Source organism: Cognatundibacterium luofuense (assembly GCF_018139685.1).
Classification (GTDB): domain Bacteria; phylum Pseudomonadota; class Gammaproteobacteria; order Burkholderiales; family Burkholderiaceae_D; genus Undibacterium; species Undibacterium luofuense.
On the sequence record NZ_JAGSPN010000001.1, the window covers coordinates 219,828 to 234,321 of the forward strand.

Sequence of the window (14,494 nt, forward strand, 5' to 3'; positions counted from 1 at the left end):
GTTCTGACGCTGATGCACCTGAAAAGCCGCAGTCGCCGACTGCGGCTTTTTTGTTTCCGTAATTTCCGATGAAATCTGTCAACAATTCTGCATACTGATGTTTTAAAGAGACAGCTTTGATGCAGGTTTCCCGCTGTTGACTATCCTGAAAGCGGGCGAAAGGAAACTGAAAGTTTCGCTCTCTACGATGTCCTCAGGCTTCAGGCGCGATCCGCTCAGGCTGAACCTGATAAGTTTCAATATAAACCGTATCACCGGATGCGGTTTATTCACCCAGACAAACCGCAGACCCGCCGGAGATCCCGGACGCGCCCGCAGCGGAAATGCAGCATTACGATAATTTTTACAAAGGAGATAACGATGAAGAAACTCGCAGTAGCGGCAGCGCTGGCAATGATCGGTGGCACAGCGGCAGCACAGAGCAATGTCACCATTTATGGTCTGTTGGACATGAATGCATCCTATAACAATGGCGGTGACGCAAACGGTGGCAAGCAGTTCAAAGTGAACAGCGGCGGTATGAATACATCGCGCTGGGGTCTGCGCGGAAGCGAAGATCTGGGTAATGGCCTGAAAGCGATTATGCAGCTGGAAGGCGGTATCGTGATGGATACCGGTGCTGCCGACGGTGATATTTTCGGTCGTCAGGCCAACGTCGGTTTGCAGGGTGATTTCGGTAAAGTGGTGGTTGGCCGTTCTTACAGCACCACCTATGATTTCCTGATTTCATATGACCCGATGGGCTATGCACCACAGTATTCCTGGGCAACTTCTGCCGGTGCAACCGGTGCCCGCAAAGACGGTATGCTGACCACGATTTCGAATCTGGTTAAATACCAGTATGACGGAAAGGCAGATGACATTACCTACAAACTCGGTGCAAGTTATGCCGCTGGTGAAACGGTTGGTAATAATTCCGCCGGTGCAAAATACATTCTCGCCGGTGCGTTGACGGCAGGTCCTGCTTCGGTTGTCGCAACCTATGAAAAAAACAATGCGGCGCTGGCGGCAAATGGTCAGTATGACCAGTCCACTGTCATGCATCTGGCGGGCAGCTATGATTTTGGCGTGGTAAAAGGGTTTGCCGGTTATCGTAACTTTAAGAAAACACTGGCGACCGGTGCTGCAGATCAGCGCAGCGACACCTACTGGCTCGGTGCAAATTATGCCGTCGCACCGAACTGGACACTGACAGGTACTTATTACTGGCAGGACATCAAAAATCTGGCAGCCGGTAAAGATGCTGATCCGTCCATGCTGGTAGCACGTGCTAAATACGCACTGTCCAAACGTACAGATCTGTATGTAGCAGCTGCTTACGCCAAGGCAAAAAATGGTTTGGCGACTGGCGTATCACGCGATGATGCAGGTTTCGCAAATTCACAGTCCGGCGCAACGATTGGTATGCAGCACCGCTTCTGATTTGTAGTGTCCCCTGTAAAAAAGAGAGCGTTTTCCCCGGCCGCGTGCCGGGGTTTTTTATTTTTGCGAAGTGTCGGGGGACGCAGGTGGTGTCAGAAAGAGAATCCAGAAAGCCGGTGATTACTACGTGGGATATTCAGTGATGCGGATGCAGTGAATTACCTTGCTGAGTGGTGTCATCCGCTTCACGGTGCCATAAACGTTGCAAGCGGTTAGCAAAACGCGGCGCCAGCAAATACAGCCAGTGGGTCAGTCGGTCAGTGCGGCGCAGCATAATGCGCGACTGATTTTTCTCCATGCCGTGCAATATACGTAACGCACATTCACTGGCCGGCATCAGGCGTGATCCGCGACCAGATGCACCGAGCACACCGGTACTCAGAAAAGCATGATCCTGTAAATGTGTCGCTACATTGTGCGGATAAGCCATCAGCACTGCGACACCGCTGCCACACAATTCATCACGCAGGCACTGATAAAATGCACTGAGCGCTGCTTTGCTGGCGCTGTAGGCGCTGGCACCGGCGACACCGGTCAGACTGGCATGGGTGCCTATCGTCAGGATTTTTCCGCGTGACTCACGCAAATGAGGCAGTGCCGCATGTGTACACCATACGCTGCCCCAGTAATTCACACGCATCAGCTCCTGATGCCAGCCGAGATCACGGCGTTCGGTGAAACTGGCTTGTGCAGTACGTCCGGCATTGTTAATCAGAATATCGATGCCGCCGAATTGCTCGACTGCAGACCGGATCAGATGCTTGCATTCGCTTTCAGAGGCAACATTGGTGCGTACGATCAGGCATGCGCTTCCGTAGCGTTTGCAGGTGCGCGCCACCATTTGCAGGCGTTCTTCATTGCGTGCTGCCAGTACCAGCGCCAGACTGCTGCGATGCCGTGCGGCAAGCTGAACGGCGAGTTCCGCACCGATACCATCCGATGCACCGGTGATCACGATGACTTGTAAATGCGCTGCAGATCGTTTCATTGCCAGACTCCGTTGTATCAGCACGCTGAAGAATTTTTTAACTGCACAAAACACAATATTATTTACTTTTTGAAAAAATGAAACTGCAACAAAGGGTAACTGTACTGTTTTCACCCTGATGCGCTGTGATTGTGGTGACTTGATTTAAGGCAACACGGCAATATCCGGTTTGTGTCTGACCACAACAACGTTATAGCGATTGCCAGCTTTCAGTCAGCCTGCAAATTGCCCGACGGCATTAGTGTGCGAAATCTAAATTGCAGAGTCATAACGCGTTTTCGTCGTACAACGGAAAAGCTTGAGTTGCACGGTCGTGCTGGAATCGGCAGTGGCTATCGCCTATTCTGAATAATGCGCAAGCAAGGAATTTCTTCCCGCCATTTGCAAGTGGAAATCTATGCCCTTCATCCGAGATTTTTTGAAAACCCTGGTGTGCTGTCTGGCAGGTCTGCATCTGCTGTGTACCGTCGCGAATGCCGCCGCCTGCACACGTCTGATTCAGGTACCAATGGCCCCCACTGGTTTCAGTGTATTTGTGCGGCAAGGCAAGCCTGAGGGCGTATACCCGGACATGCTGCGTCAGATTGCAACAGCCAGTGGTTGCAAAATGACATTCAGTGTCGTTCCGCGCGCACGTCTGGAAATGCTGTTTGAAACCGGACAGGCAGACGTGCTGATTCCCGCGATTCGTACCAGCCGTCGTGACCGTCATGGCATCTTTGTTCCCTTGCTCTACACCCGCGCTACCCTGATTGGTATGCGTCAGCAAGGCGTCACGCCGCCGGCCTCGCTGGATGCGGTGCTGAAAAATCCGGCGTTACAGATTGGCCTGGTCCGGGGTTTCGATTACGGAGATGCTTACATGAACTGGATGCAGTCCTTGCAGCAGCAAAACCGCGTACAACTGGAGTCAGACCCGGTGTCGGTAGCGAGGCTGATGAAGGCAGGCAGCGTGCAATATACGATGATGGCACCGTATATTTTCGCCGGATCTATTGCGCAGGATGCACGTGTGGCAGATCTGGCATCGTCACTGCAATACCTGCCGGTACCGGAAGTAGACTGGACCGACAGCGGCATCTATCTGTCGTTGCGCAGCCTGAATGAAACTGACCGTAATCACCTGAGGAAAGCACTGGAAGAAGCCGCACGCAGCGGTGTGGTATGGAAGTCGTTTCAACAGTATTACGGCCCCGATGTGCTGAATGCGGGCAGCAAACCGCGCTGAGCAAGTTGCAGCTGTCAGCGCGTACTGATTAAGGCAGAGGAACAGCTGTATCAAACTTACTGCGGTGTACAGAGAAAAAACTGCGCACGTTACGGATATTGCGCTGGCTGGAAAACAAACGATGCGCCAGCGCATGATAGGCGGGCATATCCTGTACCAGCATCACCAGCACAAAATCCGGCCCCGGCGATACACGGTAGCATTGCTGGATCGCCGGTTCGCCTGCCACCAGTTGTTCAAATGCGGTCAGTTGTTCGCTGGTCTGCACATCCAGCGTGATTTCTACAATCGCCGTCAGCGTCATCCCCAGTTTTTCCGGTTGCACCAGCGCCACCTGACGCTGTATCCAGCCATCTTCGGTTAAACGTCTGACGCGGCGCAGACAGGTTGGCGCGGAAGCGTGTACCTTTTCAGCCAGTTCCTGATTTGTGATCGCAGCGTTTTGTTGTAATTGCAGCAAAATGCGCTTATCCAGATCATCCAGTGTAAGCAAATTTGTCATGGTGGTGAAATTTAAGTGAAATTTACTTTCAAAATCTTATTCAATAATTTCTGAAAAACATGCAATCAATCCATGTGAAATTATATTTCATTTATAAATAGAATCAGACAAAAAATTCCACTTTCATTCGGCTAGCATAGCGATATTGTTATTTTCTTCATCGTTTATTCAACGGGAGTCATTATGTGCGGTATCGTCGGCGCGGTTGCGCAAAGAAACATCACCCCGGTCTTGCTGGAAGGCCTGAAACGTCTGGAATACCGTGGCTATGATTCCTGCGGCGTTGCGCTGCATATTGACGGTGGTCTGCGCCGCAGCCGCAGTACTTCCCGCGTGGCAGAACTGCAGGAACAGGTAGAGCAGGGCGGCTTGTCCGGCTTCACCGGTATCGCGCATACTCGCTGGGCAACCCACGGCGTACCTTCCTCTGAAAACGCTCACCCGCACTTTTCCCGTGAACGTATCGCCCTCGTGCATAACGGCATTATCGAAAACCACGAAGAACTGCGCGCAGAACTGAAAGCGCTGGGCTATGTCTTCGAAAGCCAGACCGACACCGAAGTGATCGCGCATCTGGTCGATCATCTGTATCACGGCGATTTGTTTGATGCCGTACAGCAAGCCGTTAAACGTCTTGTCGGCGCTTACGCGATCGGCGTATTCTGCCGCGACGAACCGCACCGTGTCATCGGCGCGCGCCACGGTTCCCCGCTGATCGTGGGTGTTGGTCAGGGTGAAAACTTCCTCGCTTCCGATGCAATGGCACTGGCTGGCGTGACCGACCAGATCATTTATCTGGAAGAAGGCGATGTGGTGGATCTGCAGGTACACCGCTACTGGATTACCGACATCAAAGGCCAGCCGGTAGAACGCGAAGTCCGCACCGTGCACGCACACAGCGGCGCCGCGGAACTCGGCCCATACCGCCATTACATGCAAAAAGAAATCTTCGAACAGCCACGCGCCATCGCCGATACGCTGGAAGGCGTGACCGGCATCATGCCAGAACTGTTCGGTGACAAAGCACACGGCGTCTTCCAGAAAGTGAAATCCGTACTGATTCTGGCTTGCGGCACCAGTTACTACGCCGGTTCCACCGCCAAATACTGGCTGGAATCCATCGCCCGTATTCCGGTGAATGTCGAAATCGCCAGCGAATACCGTTACCGCGACAGCGTGCCTGATCCGGACACACTGGTCGTCACGATTTCTCAAAGCGGTGAAACCGCTGACACCATCGCCGCGCTGAAACATGCACGCGCGCAAGGCATGGAACACACGCTGACTATCTGTAACGTCTCCACCAGCGCCATGGTGCGCGAATGTGCGCTGCACTACATCACCCGCGCCGGTGTGGAAGTCGGTGTCGCTTCGACCAAAGCCTTTACTACGCAGCTCGCAGGTTTATTCCTGTTAACACTGGCGCTGGCACAAGCCAAAGGCCGCCTGAGCGACGAAGCCGAGCAGGAACACATCAAAGCCATGCGCCATCTGCCGGCAGCGATTTCGGCTGTACTGGCACTGGAACCGCAAATCATTTCCTGGGCAGAACAATTTGCCAGCAAAGAAAATGCGCTGTTCTTAGGCCGTGGTATGCACTACCCGATCGCGCTGGAAGGCTCGCTGAAACTGAAAGAAATTTCTTACATCCACGCAGAAGCCTACCCTGCCGGTGAACTGAAACACGGCCCGCTGGCACTGGTCACCAGCGCCATGCCAGTCGTGACGGTTGCACCGAACGATGCACTGATCGAAAAACTGAAATCCAACCTGCAGGAAGTCCGCGCACGCGGCGGCGAACTGTTCGTATTTGCCGATGCTGACTCGCACATTGCTTCCAGCGAAGGCGTTCACGTGATCCGCCTGCCGGAACACTACGGCCACCTGTCCCCGATCCTGCACGTGATCCCGCTGCAATTGCTGGCCTATCACACCGCACTGGCACGTGGCACAGACGTGGATAAACCGCGCAATCTGGCGAAGAGTGTGACGGTGGAGTAAACATTATTCCGGAAGCTGATTGAAAAAAACAGGAGCCTGATGGCTCCTGTTTTTTTATTTTTGAAATATGAAAAAACACTATCCCTTTAAAAATAGTCATTCTGCTGGCCGACAAATTCACCCTGAATGGAAAACCAGCGAATAGTTTTCTTACCGGAGCCATTCAAAAAAAAGAAGCGATCAAACTGAAGTATTCCTCCGCACAGCGGATGCTTGAAATTGACGACGCGATTCATTGCAGTTTGCAAGAAGCGAACCGACTCGGAACCACAACAAATACAGCTATTTTTCTGATGACGAACTTTCAGATATTTTCTGAGAAAATGAAATTGTTCATCATCAATATCCAGTAATTCATCTTCAAGATTGTCAGGTCTGGGTAAGTCCGGATCGGAACGAAATTTAAAGGCTAAATCAAATTCACGTTGTGAAGGAATTCTCTCCGTATAGGAAGGTCCTTCGCACTGGAAACACCATATGCGGTTAGTCAGCACCGTAGCCCAGTTCCAGTCTCTGTATGATGGTTTTTTCCCCGTTTCAGCAGAGGTGTAAAGCAACAATTCAGGCGGAAACACATGATGTTCATCGCATTCAAGGCAACGCACACTCTCATGATCAAAAGTAATCATCGTCATTTTCTCCGGTTGCAGTTCTTTTTTTGATTAAACGATTGGCGCTCATCAAAGGCCAAAAAATCGGTAAAGGAAAAAATTTAACGACCAAAAATATATCAGACTATTTTTGTTGACGACTTCATGTGAATAAATATATTTTTATAATAGTTTGTTGAAAAAGAGATTCGGTATGCGCTTGTATCTAAAAACAGGTATTGCATGGGGTTGCACAAATTTCGTTCTTCAATGGCTACTCAATTACGTCTTAACGCTGGTTATCCCCGCATCTCTGGCAGGCAAATCCGCACCTGAGAATTTTTTTGACAGCGGGCCGGGCTTGATATCGGTGATCTTTTTCGTGCTGATTTTTGCGCCTTTATACGAAACGCTGATTGCGCAATTATTACCTGTCGAGATTTTGCGTAAGTGTAAGCTGCCGCCACTGATGATTGGCTTCGTCAGTGCAGCGATATTCGGTGGTGGCCATTACCTGAACGGCAATTTACAACACGGCATTTCGACTTTTTTCGCCGGTGCGGTGTTTGCCTGCCTGTATTTGAGAACCCGTTCACAGGGTGTAAAAAGCAGCTATGTTGTTACCGCGCTTGCGCATTTTGCGAATAATGCGACGGCCTTGCTTTTAATGGGCGTATTTGGCGCCGGCATTTGAGCAAAGCCGTAAGGCGGGAATGCATGTGTGTCATCCGCGCTATCGACTATTTCAACGCAGCGTACTGATATGAAACTCATACTTCTTCCCGGTTTGGATGGCAATGGTGCTTTGTTTGAGAGTCTGGTGCGTTGTATCGGGCAGCAGTATGAGTGTGTTGTTGTCCGTTACCCGCAGCGGGCTGAGTGGAAACTGACCGATTATGTAGAGTACGTTGCGCAGCACATTGGCGACGATGAACAAGTAATTTTGTTAGGAGAATCTTTCAGCGGTAGCGTTGCCGTGAGTCTCGCTGCGCAATTGGAAGAACGTTGTAAGGCATTGATCCTCGCCGCAAGTTTTTGCCGCAGCCCGCGCTGGTTATTGCGTGCAGGCGAATTCGCCTTGCCATTCATCCCGTTCAGATACATACCACTGGCGATCATGCAAACGCTGTTGTTCGGCATGGTCTCGCCAACTTTGCGAAAAAATTTTGAACAGGTCTGGCGTAGCTTGCCTCAGTCGGTGATTGTTTCGCGACTGCAATTGCTGGCGAATCTGGATTGCACGGAAAGTTTGCGCTCCGTTGCTGCGCCGGTGTTGTACTTACAGGCGCAACAGGATTTGCTGGTGCCAACGGCCATCGGGCAGGAGTTGCGCAGATATTGTCCGCAAATGACACTGCAGCCGCTACCCGGGCCGCACGGCATTCTGCAGCGATATCCGGAAGAAAGCTGGACGATTATTTCCAGCTGGCTGAGTCAGCAGGGTTTGTCGGCTGTGCGAGGTGTCTGATTGTGCAGCTATCCGCATTCACCTTTTCCGGAGAGCCAGACTTTCTGCCGACGACCGCCGGATCGCTGTGCAGAACTGCGCAAAACTGACTATTTTGTGCGTTTGCTGGGATTTATTCAGAGTGTCCTTAAATATCCATCCAAAACATCCATCGCCCCACCCCAGCCCATCGTCATGCTCGCATGAGATGCGTCGAAGATGGCTTCTTCGCTGGGGCTGGCGTTCAGGGCGCGCCATTCGAGGCGCATCAGCGTGCCGTCGCCATCGTCGCTGAGGGTGGTGGTGGACAGGGTGTACAGCGGCCAGTTGGGCGCCATCGGATGGCGGGTGACGCCGCCGTCGGCATCGCTGAACTGCACCACGACCTGAATTTTCTGATCCTGTTCCAGCGCGCGGAATGTCCATTTTCCCCACATCACCGGTGCGCCCGGCATCGCAGCCTGCATGCCGTAGTGGAACACGCCGTCAACGCGGGCATCGGCTTCGCATTTGACCATGTTCATTCCCGGCGGGCACATCCAGTGGCGTAAATGCGCGGATTCGGTCAGCGCGGCATACACGCGGCTGCGCGGGGCGGCGAAGCGGCGTTCCAGCGTGAAAGGGGCGGACAGCTGATCGGTCATGGCATTTCCTCTGGTGTGAGTTGGATAAGGGTGCAGCAGCCAGCATAGGCCACGGTTGCAGGCTGAGTATACGTCAGCCAATGTGGTTTTTTTGCAAGATTTTCCGGTATTGTGGCTGGCAGGATGCACACCGTCTGCGCTGGTAAATGGTTCAAAGACTATGCAGTAATCCGCATTTGCCTTTTACGGAGAGCCGGACTTTCTGCCGACGACCGCCGGATCGCTGTGCTGAACACCGCATTTGAGCTGTTTTCGGGCAATTTCAGGGCTGTTTGCCTGTCGGGCGAATCGCACCGGCAGAATGGCTGCTAGATGACAATCTGATCAGGCCGCTGACCGCGACGGGCGCTTCTGTTACCATCGGCGGCGGATGCAGGCGGCGCGGGTCGCCACTGCCGCAAACTGAATACGCCATGATCTCGCTGAACCGTTTATATAGCCTGTCGCCTTTTTTATTCCTGATCGTGCTTGGCATGGATTCGCTGTGGATGCAGCAATTCATCAGCTGGGGCCAGAGCGTATCCGTCGCCATGACCGCCGGATTTTTATGGCTGACCCTGCAACGCCTGCCGCGTGAACGTCAGCTGATTGTGCTGTGCTTTGTCGCGATTGCGATTGTCGGCGAATGCCTGTTCAGTCTGGTGTTCGGCGTGTACGAATACCGGCTCAGCAATATTCCGGTGTATGTGCCGCTTGGTCACCCGATACTGCTGGTGATTGCATGGGTGCTGGCGGATCTCTCTTTCTTTCAGAAACACGGCGCGAAGATTGCACCGTGGCTGGCGCGCGTGAACTGGCTGATCATCGCAGCGGTGGCGCTGTTTCTCGGCGATACGCTGTCGCTGGCCTTCGGTGCGCTCGGACTGTTTGTGTTCCGCAAACGCCGCTACAGTCTGGTGTACGGCCTGATGGCCTGGATCGTACTGGCGCTGGAAATCGCCGGTACCCAGCTCGGTTGCTGGCGCTGGGCCGCCGAAAGCGCAGGCGGCTGGCTGCACGCCACCAATCCCCCGTTCGGCGCTTTCTTAGGCTACGTCGCCGCCGATGTCGCGAGCATCAAACTCGCCCGCCGCATTTCGGCACGCTGGTTTCCGTCTTTACAAATACTTGCGCCGTGAGCTGCATCTGCATACATCGCCACCGCAATATAAGCGCTGCGTTGCCTGCTTTTCATATTAATCATTTGTAAGAAAATTTTATGAGCATCACCATCATCGATACCGACCTGTTCGCGCAAACAGCCAAAGCTGCGCAGGACAGTCCGCGTCTGCGTAAGAATCACAATTTCCACAGCGACAATAACGCCGCCTGCCACCGCTTGCTGAACGCGCTGCAACCGGGCACTTACGTGCAACCGCATTGCCATCTGGATCCGAACAAAGAAGAAACCATCGTCGTGGTAGCGGGCAGTTTCGGCATGGTGATTTTTGATGAACAGGGTAAGGTCACGCAGCATTTTGTAATGTCGGCGACCGGTGCGCAGCGCGGTGTGAATATTCCTAGCGGCGTGTTTCACTGTATGGTGGCGCTGGAAAAAGATTCCGTGTTTTTTGAAGCGAAAGCCGGCCCGTATGTGGTGGTTCAGGAAGTAGAAAAAGCCGCATGGGCACCGGCAGAAGGCGAGCCGGGCATGGCAGCGTATCTGGCGTCCATCGAAGCCTTGTTTGCCAAAAATTAAACAACCGCAGGAATTTGTAAGACGGATCTTGCACTGCGCGCCAGCGTCCCCATCTCCGGTGAATGCGGTGGACAACAGCTTGCTGACCACCATCACCCAACCTCAGACAGAGCACACATCATGGTTATCGGAGATTATTTTGACCGTTCTGAAATCGCATTCCAGAATGGCTGGCAGCAAGGCCGTCACGAAGGCGAACGACTGGGTCGCCGCGCAGGACAGGAAGAAGGTTTGCAGGCGGGCTATCAGAAAGGTGTGGCCGACGGTCTGGCAGAAGGTGAACGGCGCGGCCTGACCGCTGGTTATGAACGCGGCTGGAACGAAGCCATCGCGCGTGCGCAGCAGGAAGTCGCGCAGCAACTGGCGTTCACCCGTGAACAGGTCGCCGACAAACAAGTGTTGCAGGCGCAGCTGGAAGCCCAGCAACAGCAGATCAGCCGTTTGCTGGAACGGGTGCGCGAACTGGAAGCCGCCGAAACGGAAGTCCACGCCAGCCAGCAATGGCAGGCACAACAGGCAGCACAGGCAGAACGCATGACTGAGCTGCAACAGGAATTGCAGAATGCGCAGGACAAACTGACCCAGCGCAACAAAGAACACGCCGAACATTTATGGCATCAGAACCGCATCATGGTGGTACTGAACGCCGCCCGTAAAACACTGGAATCCTTGACCGCACAAGGTCAGGTGTCGGAACAGGCAATCAGCCAGATGTTCGTCGCCCACTACAGCGAACAAATCCGCGCCGCACTCGGCAACCAGTCCGTCCGCACCCCGCTGGAACAGGATCAGGTCTTCGCCGACGCCTTACCCAAAACACATGCGTTCTTAGTCAGAATGCTGGGCGGCGCCGCTGCCTGAGCAAGCATTCCCGGTATAAAAAAAGCCCGCCATGCTGCATGCAGGCGGGCTTTTTCTTTGATATCACAGGAGAGTTGCTTATCCGACTACTGAAATCCGTCAGCCTGAACTGACATCAGATTGTGCAAATATCGTCATTTGCCTTTCACGTAACCCCGGACTTTCTGCTGACGACAAGCGGGTTGCTGTGCTGAATGCCGCATTTTGGCTGTTTTTGCCATTTTACTCCTTGGGTCCGGTAAGTTTTGTACCATCCTTGAATACGATCATTTCTGGTTCCCAAACTACTTTGTATTTTTCCTCCGGCAGTTCGGCAAGCTTACGATCGTCGCTACGTCCGGTTGAATATTTGACTGAACGTGATCCAGTCCATGTAATCGACTGCCCGGGGGGAATGGTTGTGTCATTGGAAATCAGGAATCCCGAAATTTCTTCGCCAAACAAATCTTTGATTGAAACATAACCTTTTACACCGGCGACTTCTTTATCGGTATTGTTTTTGTAGCCGAAAACTACCCGAAGATTTTCATCGGTTACTATGCCGCTGTAGCCACGTTCTTCAGAAATTTTCTTTGATATCAGCGTTACGGTGATTGCCTCGCGCATTTGTTTTTGTGCTTCTTCGCGCTCAGCCTTAAGTTTGGCCTTTAACGCCTGCTGTTTGGCTTCCTCAATCGCAGCGTCTGCTTTGAATTTGCGTTGCTCCTCAATGGCTTTTCCAAGGGTCATTCCTTCCGGAATTCCCGGGCCTTCTTTTCCACCGAATAATCCGCCAATTTTTGCGGTAATCGTATGGCGCATGATGTAGCTGAGAGCAAGTTCCCTTTCCTCAGCCGTCAATTTTTCCATCGCGGGTTTAATGGTATCCATCTTGTCTAGTTCGCGTGGTAATGGAGTGTCCTTTGGGCCACTACATGCTGTGAGAACAATCAAAGATAGCAGGATGGTGAGTTTACGCATGTTCTTTTCTCTTTCGTGAATTAAAGGAAATTATTTATCTTGCAAATCCAGATATGATACATTTTTGATTTTAAAAATATAACTATTTAATGTGTGATTTTCAACAAAATTGATTCTCTTAGAATGCTATTAAATACACTATTTGTTCATATTTGTTCTAACAAAAGAAAGCCCGCCATGCTGCATGCAGGCGGGCTTTCTTTGCAGGGTAATCAGTGTTTCAGATTATGGGAGATTTAAGGCTTCGCGTATTGCAGACCACGGTACGTATTTAAAGTTTTGCTGGCCATCCGGCAAGCGCTTATAGCCATCCTGTACCACCAGCATCCCTTGCGCGAATGCGCCTCCCATGTTGGCGGAGGTGACTTCGATGCCATCGGTTTCCGACGTGCCGTCGATACCCAGTTGCGGATGGATGCCGATACGGAATTTGCCGCGCAGGCGGTACGGAGCGGCAGCATCCAGCACCAGATAACTGTGATCGCCCTGACTGGATACCAGCAGATAGCTTGCATGCTCGCCGTGATACAGCGCCAGACCTTCGGTATCCGCGACCAGTGCTTTGCCGGTGGCGTGGATCAGTTGCATGTCCGGGCTGGCATCGGCTGCGGCTGGCAGTACCCAGATTCCGCGTTTTTCTTCGCCGATGAATAACTGACCGCGTTTGTCATCAGCAACGCAGGCTTCCGGCTGGCTCGCGGTGCGGAACTGTCTGACCAGTTCTGCGCTGAAGCGATTGTTCTGATAATCAATACGGTATTGCAGGAAGCGTCCGTCTTTATCGTTGACGATGGCCTGCAGGCCGCCGGATAGCGGCTGGTACAGACAAAAGCCGTAGATTTTATCGAGCGGCGTGTGAAACCGGGCAGCTTCGCTGACTGTTCCTTCAGTGCTGATCTGAAACAGCACCAGACTGTTTTCATCGCGCTGCGTGGCCATAGCCAGATCCAGCGGCGCATTTGCTCCGAAACGTACCTGCTGGCGCACATCGACATTGTTCAGCCTGCCGGTGGCCAGCGCCTGTGTTTGTCGTCCCTGCATGTCATACACCATCAGACCGAATTTTTTATTGGTGCCGAGTACGCGGGATTCGGAGGGATTGCCTGCATTGCGCCAGATGGCAGGATCATCCGCGCTGTCGCCGTACTGCTGCATGCCGGCGGTTTGTACCAGTGGCATGACAATCGCCACCGGCATGTTTTGTCCGGCTGGTGCTGTACGTGTGAGCGGAAGCGGGTGGTGCTGCCACATCGCCGTAGATGCAGCAGGCTGGCTGGCAGGCGGACTGATCTGTGTCCACCAGCCAGCCTTGGCAGCCTGATTGTTGCCGGCAATCAGCGCAGATAAACGCTGTGGCTGACGCAATGCAGGTAAGGCCTGCAAATGCGCAGGCTGATCCGCACGCCACAACCATTGCCGCTGCGCCTGAGCGATCAGGAACTGGCCGTTATCCAGTGCCAGCAAACGCTGGCTGTGTTTTTCGGTAGCCTGTGTGTTCAGCAGTAAATCGGCGTGCAACGGGCCTTCCGGGTCCGCGCGATAACTCCAGACGCGGCCGGATTGCTCGCTCAGCAGCAAGCGGCCGCTGCTGTCATCGCTCAGGCATTGTTCCGTGTGCGGTGGCAGCGCAAGCTGACGAATCAGACGCGGTTGCGGTTCCAGCAGCCATTGCTGACTGATACCTTCCTTACCAATCAGAAATACCTGCGGCAGCGATTGCGGATCGCTGTACCAGCAACTGGTTTCCAGCGAAAACGGCGGCGCAGGCAGGCTGGCAGTTTCACGCATAGTGCCTGCTGCGGCATCAATCTGCAGCACCACCGTTTGCATGCTGTCTGCATCAAAACTCAGTGCCATCCATTGCGATTGGCGGCGCCGTAAATCCAGATGCTTCGCGCGGATTTTGTATTGCGCCAGCGTTGTGCCGTCACCGGCCAGTAAGCGCAGCGCATTTTTATCCAGACTCAGCCAGCGGCCATGATCCAGCTGAAATGCCTGCTGTGACTTTTGTAGCGCAGCAGGTGGTGTCGCATTTGTTGCAGCACTGATTTCCGCTGCGCTGACTGAAAGATGCGTCGCTGCGAGCATCATCATGCTGCTCAGACTGATGCGAATTATTTGTTTAGTTAACATAATCGGTAAATGACAGAAGGTATTACCCTTCGCGGATAAA

General features: G+C 52.9%; 14 protein-coding genes. 8 read left to right on the top strand and 6 right to left on the bottom strand.

Translation table 11 applies throughout. The annotated features are described in order from the left end of the window. The first annotated feature begins 360 nt into the window (after positions 1-360). Positions 361-1,422, top strand: a complete 1,062-nt coding sequence (locus KDM89_RS00975) for a porin (protein ID WP_212686088.1) — start codon at positions 361-363, stop codon at positions 1,420-1,422. A 136-nt stretch (positions 1,423-1,558) separates the two neighbouring features. On the opposite strand, the gene KDM89_RS00980 is transcribed toward KDM89_RS00975, so the two are convergent. Further along, positions 1,559-2,410, bottom strand: a complete 852-nt coding sequence (locus KDM89_RS00980; protein WP_212686089.1) for an SDR family oxidoreductase — start codon at positions 2,408-2,410, stop codon at positions 1,559-1,561. Positions 2,411-2,807: 397 nt separating this feature from the next. Here KDM89_RS00980 and KDM89_RS00985 point away from each other — a divergent pair, with 397 nt between their 5' ends. Further along, entirely contained in the window at positions 2,808-3,638 is an 831-nt protein-coding gene (locus KDM89_RS00985; RefSeq protein ID WP_212686090.1) for a substrate-binding periplasmic protein, read from the top strand. Positions 3,639-3,666: 28 nt separating this feature from the next. Here KDM89_RS00985 and KDM89_RS00990 read toward each other — a convergent pair whose 3' ends face one another. Further along, positions 3,667-4,140: an Lrp/AsnC family transcriptional regulator gene (locus KDM89_RS00990; protein ID WP_212686091.1), complete on the bottom strand. Its 474-nt coding sequence runs from the start codon at positions 4,138-4,140 to the stop codon at positions 3,667-3,669. A gap of 183 nt (positions 4,141-4,323) precedes the next feature. Here KDM89_RS00990 and glmS point away from each other — a divergent pair, with 183 nt between their 5' ends. Continuing rightward, positions 4,324-6,141, top strand: coding sequence for a glutamine--fructose-6-phosphate transaminase (isomerizing) (glmS, locus tag KDM89_RS00995; RefSeq protein ID WP_212686092.1), 1,818 nt, complete (start codon positions 4,324-4,326; stop codon positions 6,139-6,141). An 86-nt stretch (positions 6,142-6,227) separates the two neighbouring features. On the opposite strand, the gene KDM89_RS01000 is transcribed toward glmS, so the two are convergent. After that, the gene (locus KDM89_RS01000; protein ID WP_212686093.1) at positions 6,228-6,776 is read right to left on the bottom strand and encodes a hypothetical protein; all 549 of its coding nucleotides are present in this window, start codon (positions 6,774-6,776) and stop codon (positions 6,228-6,230) included. Positions 6,777-6,945: 169 nt separating this feature from the next. On the opposite strand from KDM89_RS01000, the gene KDM89_RS01005 reads away from it, so the two are divergent. Continuing rightward, complete coding sequence (locus KDM89_RS01005) at positions 6,946-7,425, top strand: CPBP family intramembrane glutamic endopeptidase (RefSeq protein WP_212686094.1); 480 nt, start codon at positions 6,946-6,948, stop codon at positions 7,423-7,425. A gap of 69 nt (positions 7,426-7,494) precedes the next feature. After that, positions 7,495-8,199: an alpha/beta fold hydrolase gene (locus KDM89_RS01010; RefSeq protein WP_212686095.1), complete on the top strand. Its 705-nt coding sequence runs from the start codon at positions 7,495-7,497 to the stop codon at positions 8,197-8,199. A 116-nt stretch (positions 8,200-8,315) separates the two neighbouring features. On the opposite strand, the gene KDM89_RS01015 is transcribed toward KDM89_RS01010, so the two are convergent. After that, a complete protein-coding gene (locus KDM89_RS01015) occupies positions 8,316-8,822 on the bottom strand; it encodes an SRPBCC family protein (RefSeq protein WP_212686096.1) in 507 nt (168 codons plus the stop codon). Positions 8,823-9,235: 413 nt separating this feature from the next. On the opposite strand from KDM89_RS01015, the gene KDM89_RS01020 reads away from it, so the two are divergent. The 3 genes from KDM89_RS01020 (at position 9,236) to KDM89_RS01030 (ending at position 11,361) form a co-directional block, all read left to right on the top strand. Further along, positions 9,236-9,940 carry a hypothetical protein gene (locus tag KDM89_RS01020; protein WP_212686097.1) on the top strand — a complete coding sequence of 235 codons (705 nt, stop codon included), beginning with the start codon at positions 9,236-9,238 and terminating at the stop codon, positions 9,938-9,940. An 80-nt stretch (positions 9,941-10,020) separates the two neighbouring features. Then, positions 10,021-10,500: a WbuC family cupin fold metalloprotein gene (locus KDM89_RS01025; protein ID WP_212686098.1), complete on the top strand. Its 480-nt coding sequence runs from the start codon at positions 10,021-10,023 to the stop codon at positions 10,498-10,500. A gap of 120 nt (positions 10,501-10,620) precedes the next feature. Beyond that, the gene (locus tag KDM89_RS01030; protein ID WP_212686099.1) at positions 10,621-11,361 is read left to right on the top strand and encodes a FliH/SctL family protein; all 741 of its coding nucleotides are present in this window, start codon (positions 10,621-10,623) and stop codon (positions 11,359-11,361) included. A 222-nt stretch (positions 11,362-11,583) separates the two neighbouring features. Here KDM89_RS01030 and KDM89_RS01035 read toward each other — a convergent pair whose 3' ends face one another. Beyond that, positions 11,584-12,321, bottom strand: a complete 738-nt coding sequence (locus tag KDM89_RS01035; protein WP_212686100.1) for a DUF4398 domain-containing protein — start codon at positions 12,319-12,321, stop codon at positions 11,584-11,586. Between the two features lie 225 nt (positions 12,322-12,546). Further along, complete coding sequence (locus tag KDM89_RS01040) at positions 12,547-14,415, bottom strand: phytase (RefSeq protein ID WP_212686101.1); 1,869 nt, start codon at positions 14,413-14,415, stop codon at positions 12,547-12,549. Positions 14,416-14,494 lie beyond the last annotated feature (79 nt).

Coding starts and splice junctions, on each gene's coding strand:
- KDM89_RS00975 (WP_212686088.1), top strand. CDS start 361: ATGAAGAAACTCGCAGTAGCGGCAGCGCTGGCAATGATCGGTGGCACA.
- KDM89_RS00980 (WP_212686089.1), bottom strand. CDS start 2,410: ATGAAACGATCTGCAGCGCATTTACAAGTCATCGTGATCACCGGTGCA.
- KDM89_RS00985 (WP_212686090.1), top strand. CDS start 2,808: ATGCCCTTCATCCGAGATTTTTTGAAAACCCTGGTGTGCTGTCTGGCA.
- KDM89_RS00990 (WP_212686091.1), bottom strand. CDS start 4,140: ATGACAAATTTGCTTACACTGGATGATCTGGATAAGCGCATTTTGCTG.
- glmS (WP_212686092.1), top strand. CDS start 4,324: ATGTGCGGTATCGTCGGCGCGGTTGCGCAAAGAAACATCACCCCGGTC.
- KDM89_RS01000 (WP_212686093.1), bottom strand. CDS start 6,776: ATGACGATGATTACTTTTGATCATGAGAGTGTGCGTTGCCTTGAATGC.
- KDM89_RS01005 (WP_212686094.1), top strand. CDS start 6,946: ATGCGCTTGTATCTAAAAACAGGTATTGCATGGGGTTGCACAAATTTC.
- KDM89_RS01010 (WP_212686095.1), top strand. CDS start 7,495: ATGAAACTCATACTTCTTCCCGGTTTGGATGGCAATGGTGCTTTGTTT.
- KDM89_RS01015 (WP_212686096.1), bottom strand. CDS start 8,822: ATGACCGATCAGCTGTCCGCCCCTTTCACGCTGGAACGCCGCTTCGCC.
- KDM89_RS01020 (WP_212686097.1), top strand. CDS start 9,236: ATGATCTCGCTGAACCGTTTATATAGCCTGTCGCCTTTTTTATTCCTG.
- KDM89_RS01025 (WP_212686098.1), top strand. CDS start 10,021: ATGAGCATCACCATCATCGATACCGACCTGTTCGCGCAAACAGCCAAA.
- KDM89_RS01030 (WP_212686099.1), top strand. CDS start 10,621: ATGGTTATCGGAGATTATTTTGACCGTTCTGAAATCGCATTCCAGAAT.
- KDM89_RS01035 (WP_212686100.1), bottom strand. CDS start 12,321: ATGCGTAAACTCACCATCCTGCTATCTTTGATTGTTCTCACAGCATGT.
- KDM89_RS01040 (WP_212686101.1), bottom strand. CDS start 14,415: ATGATGATGCTCGCAGCGACGCATCTTTCAGTCAGCGCAGCGGAAATC.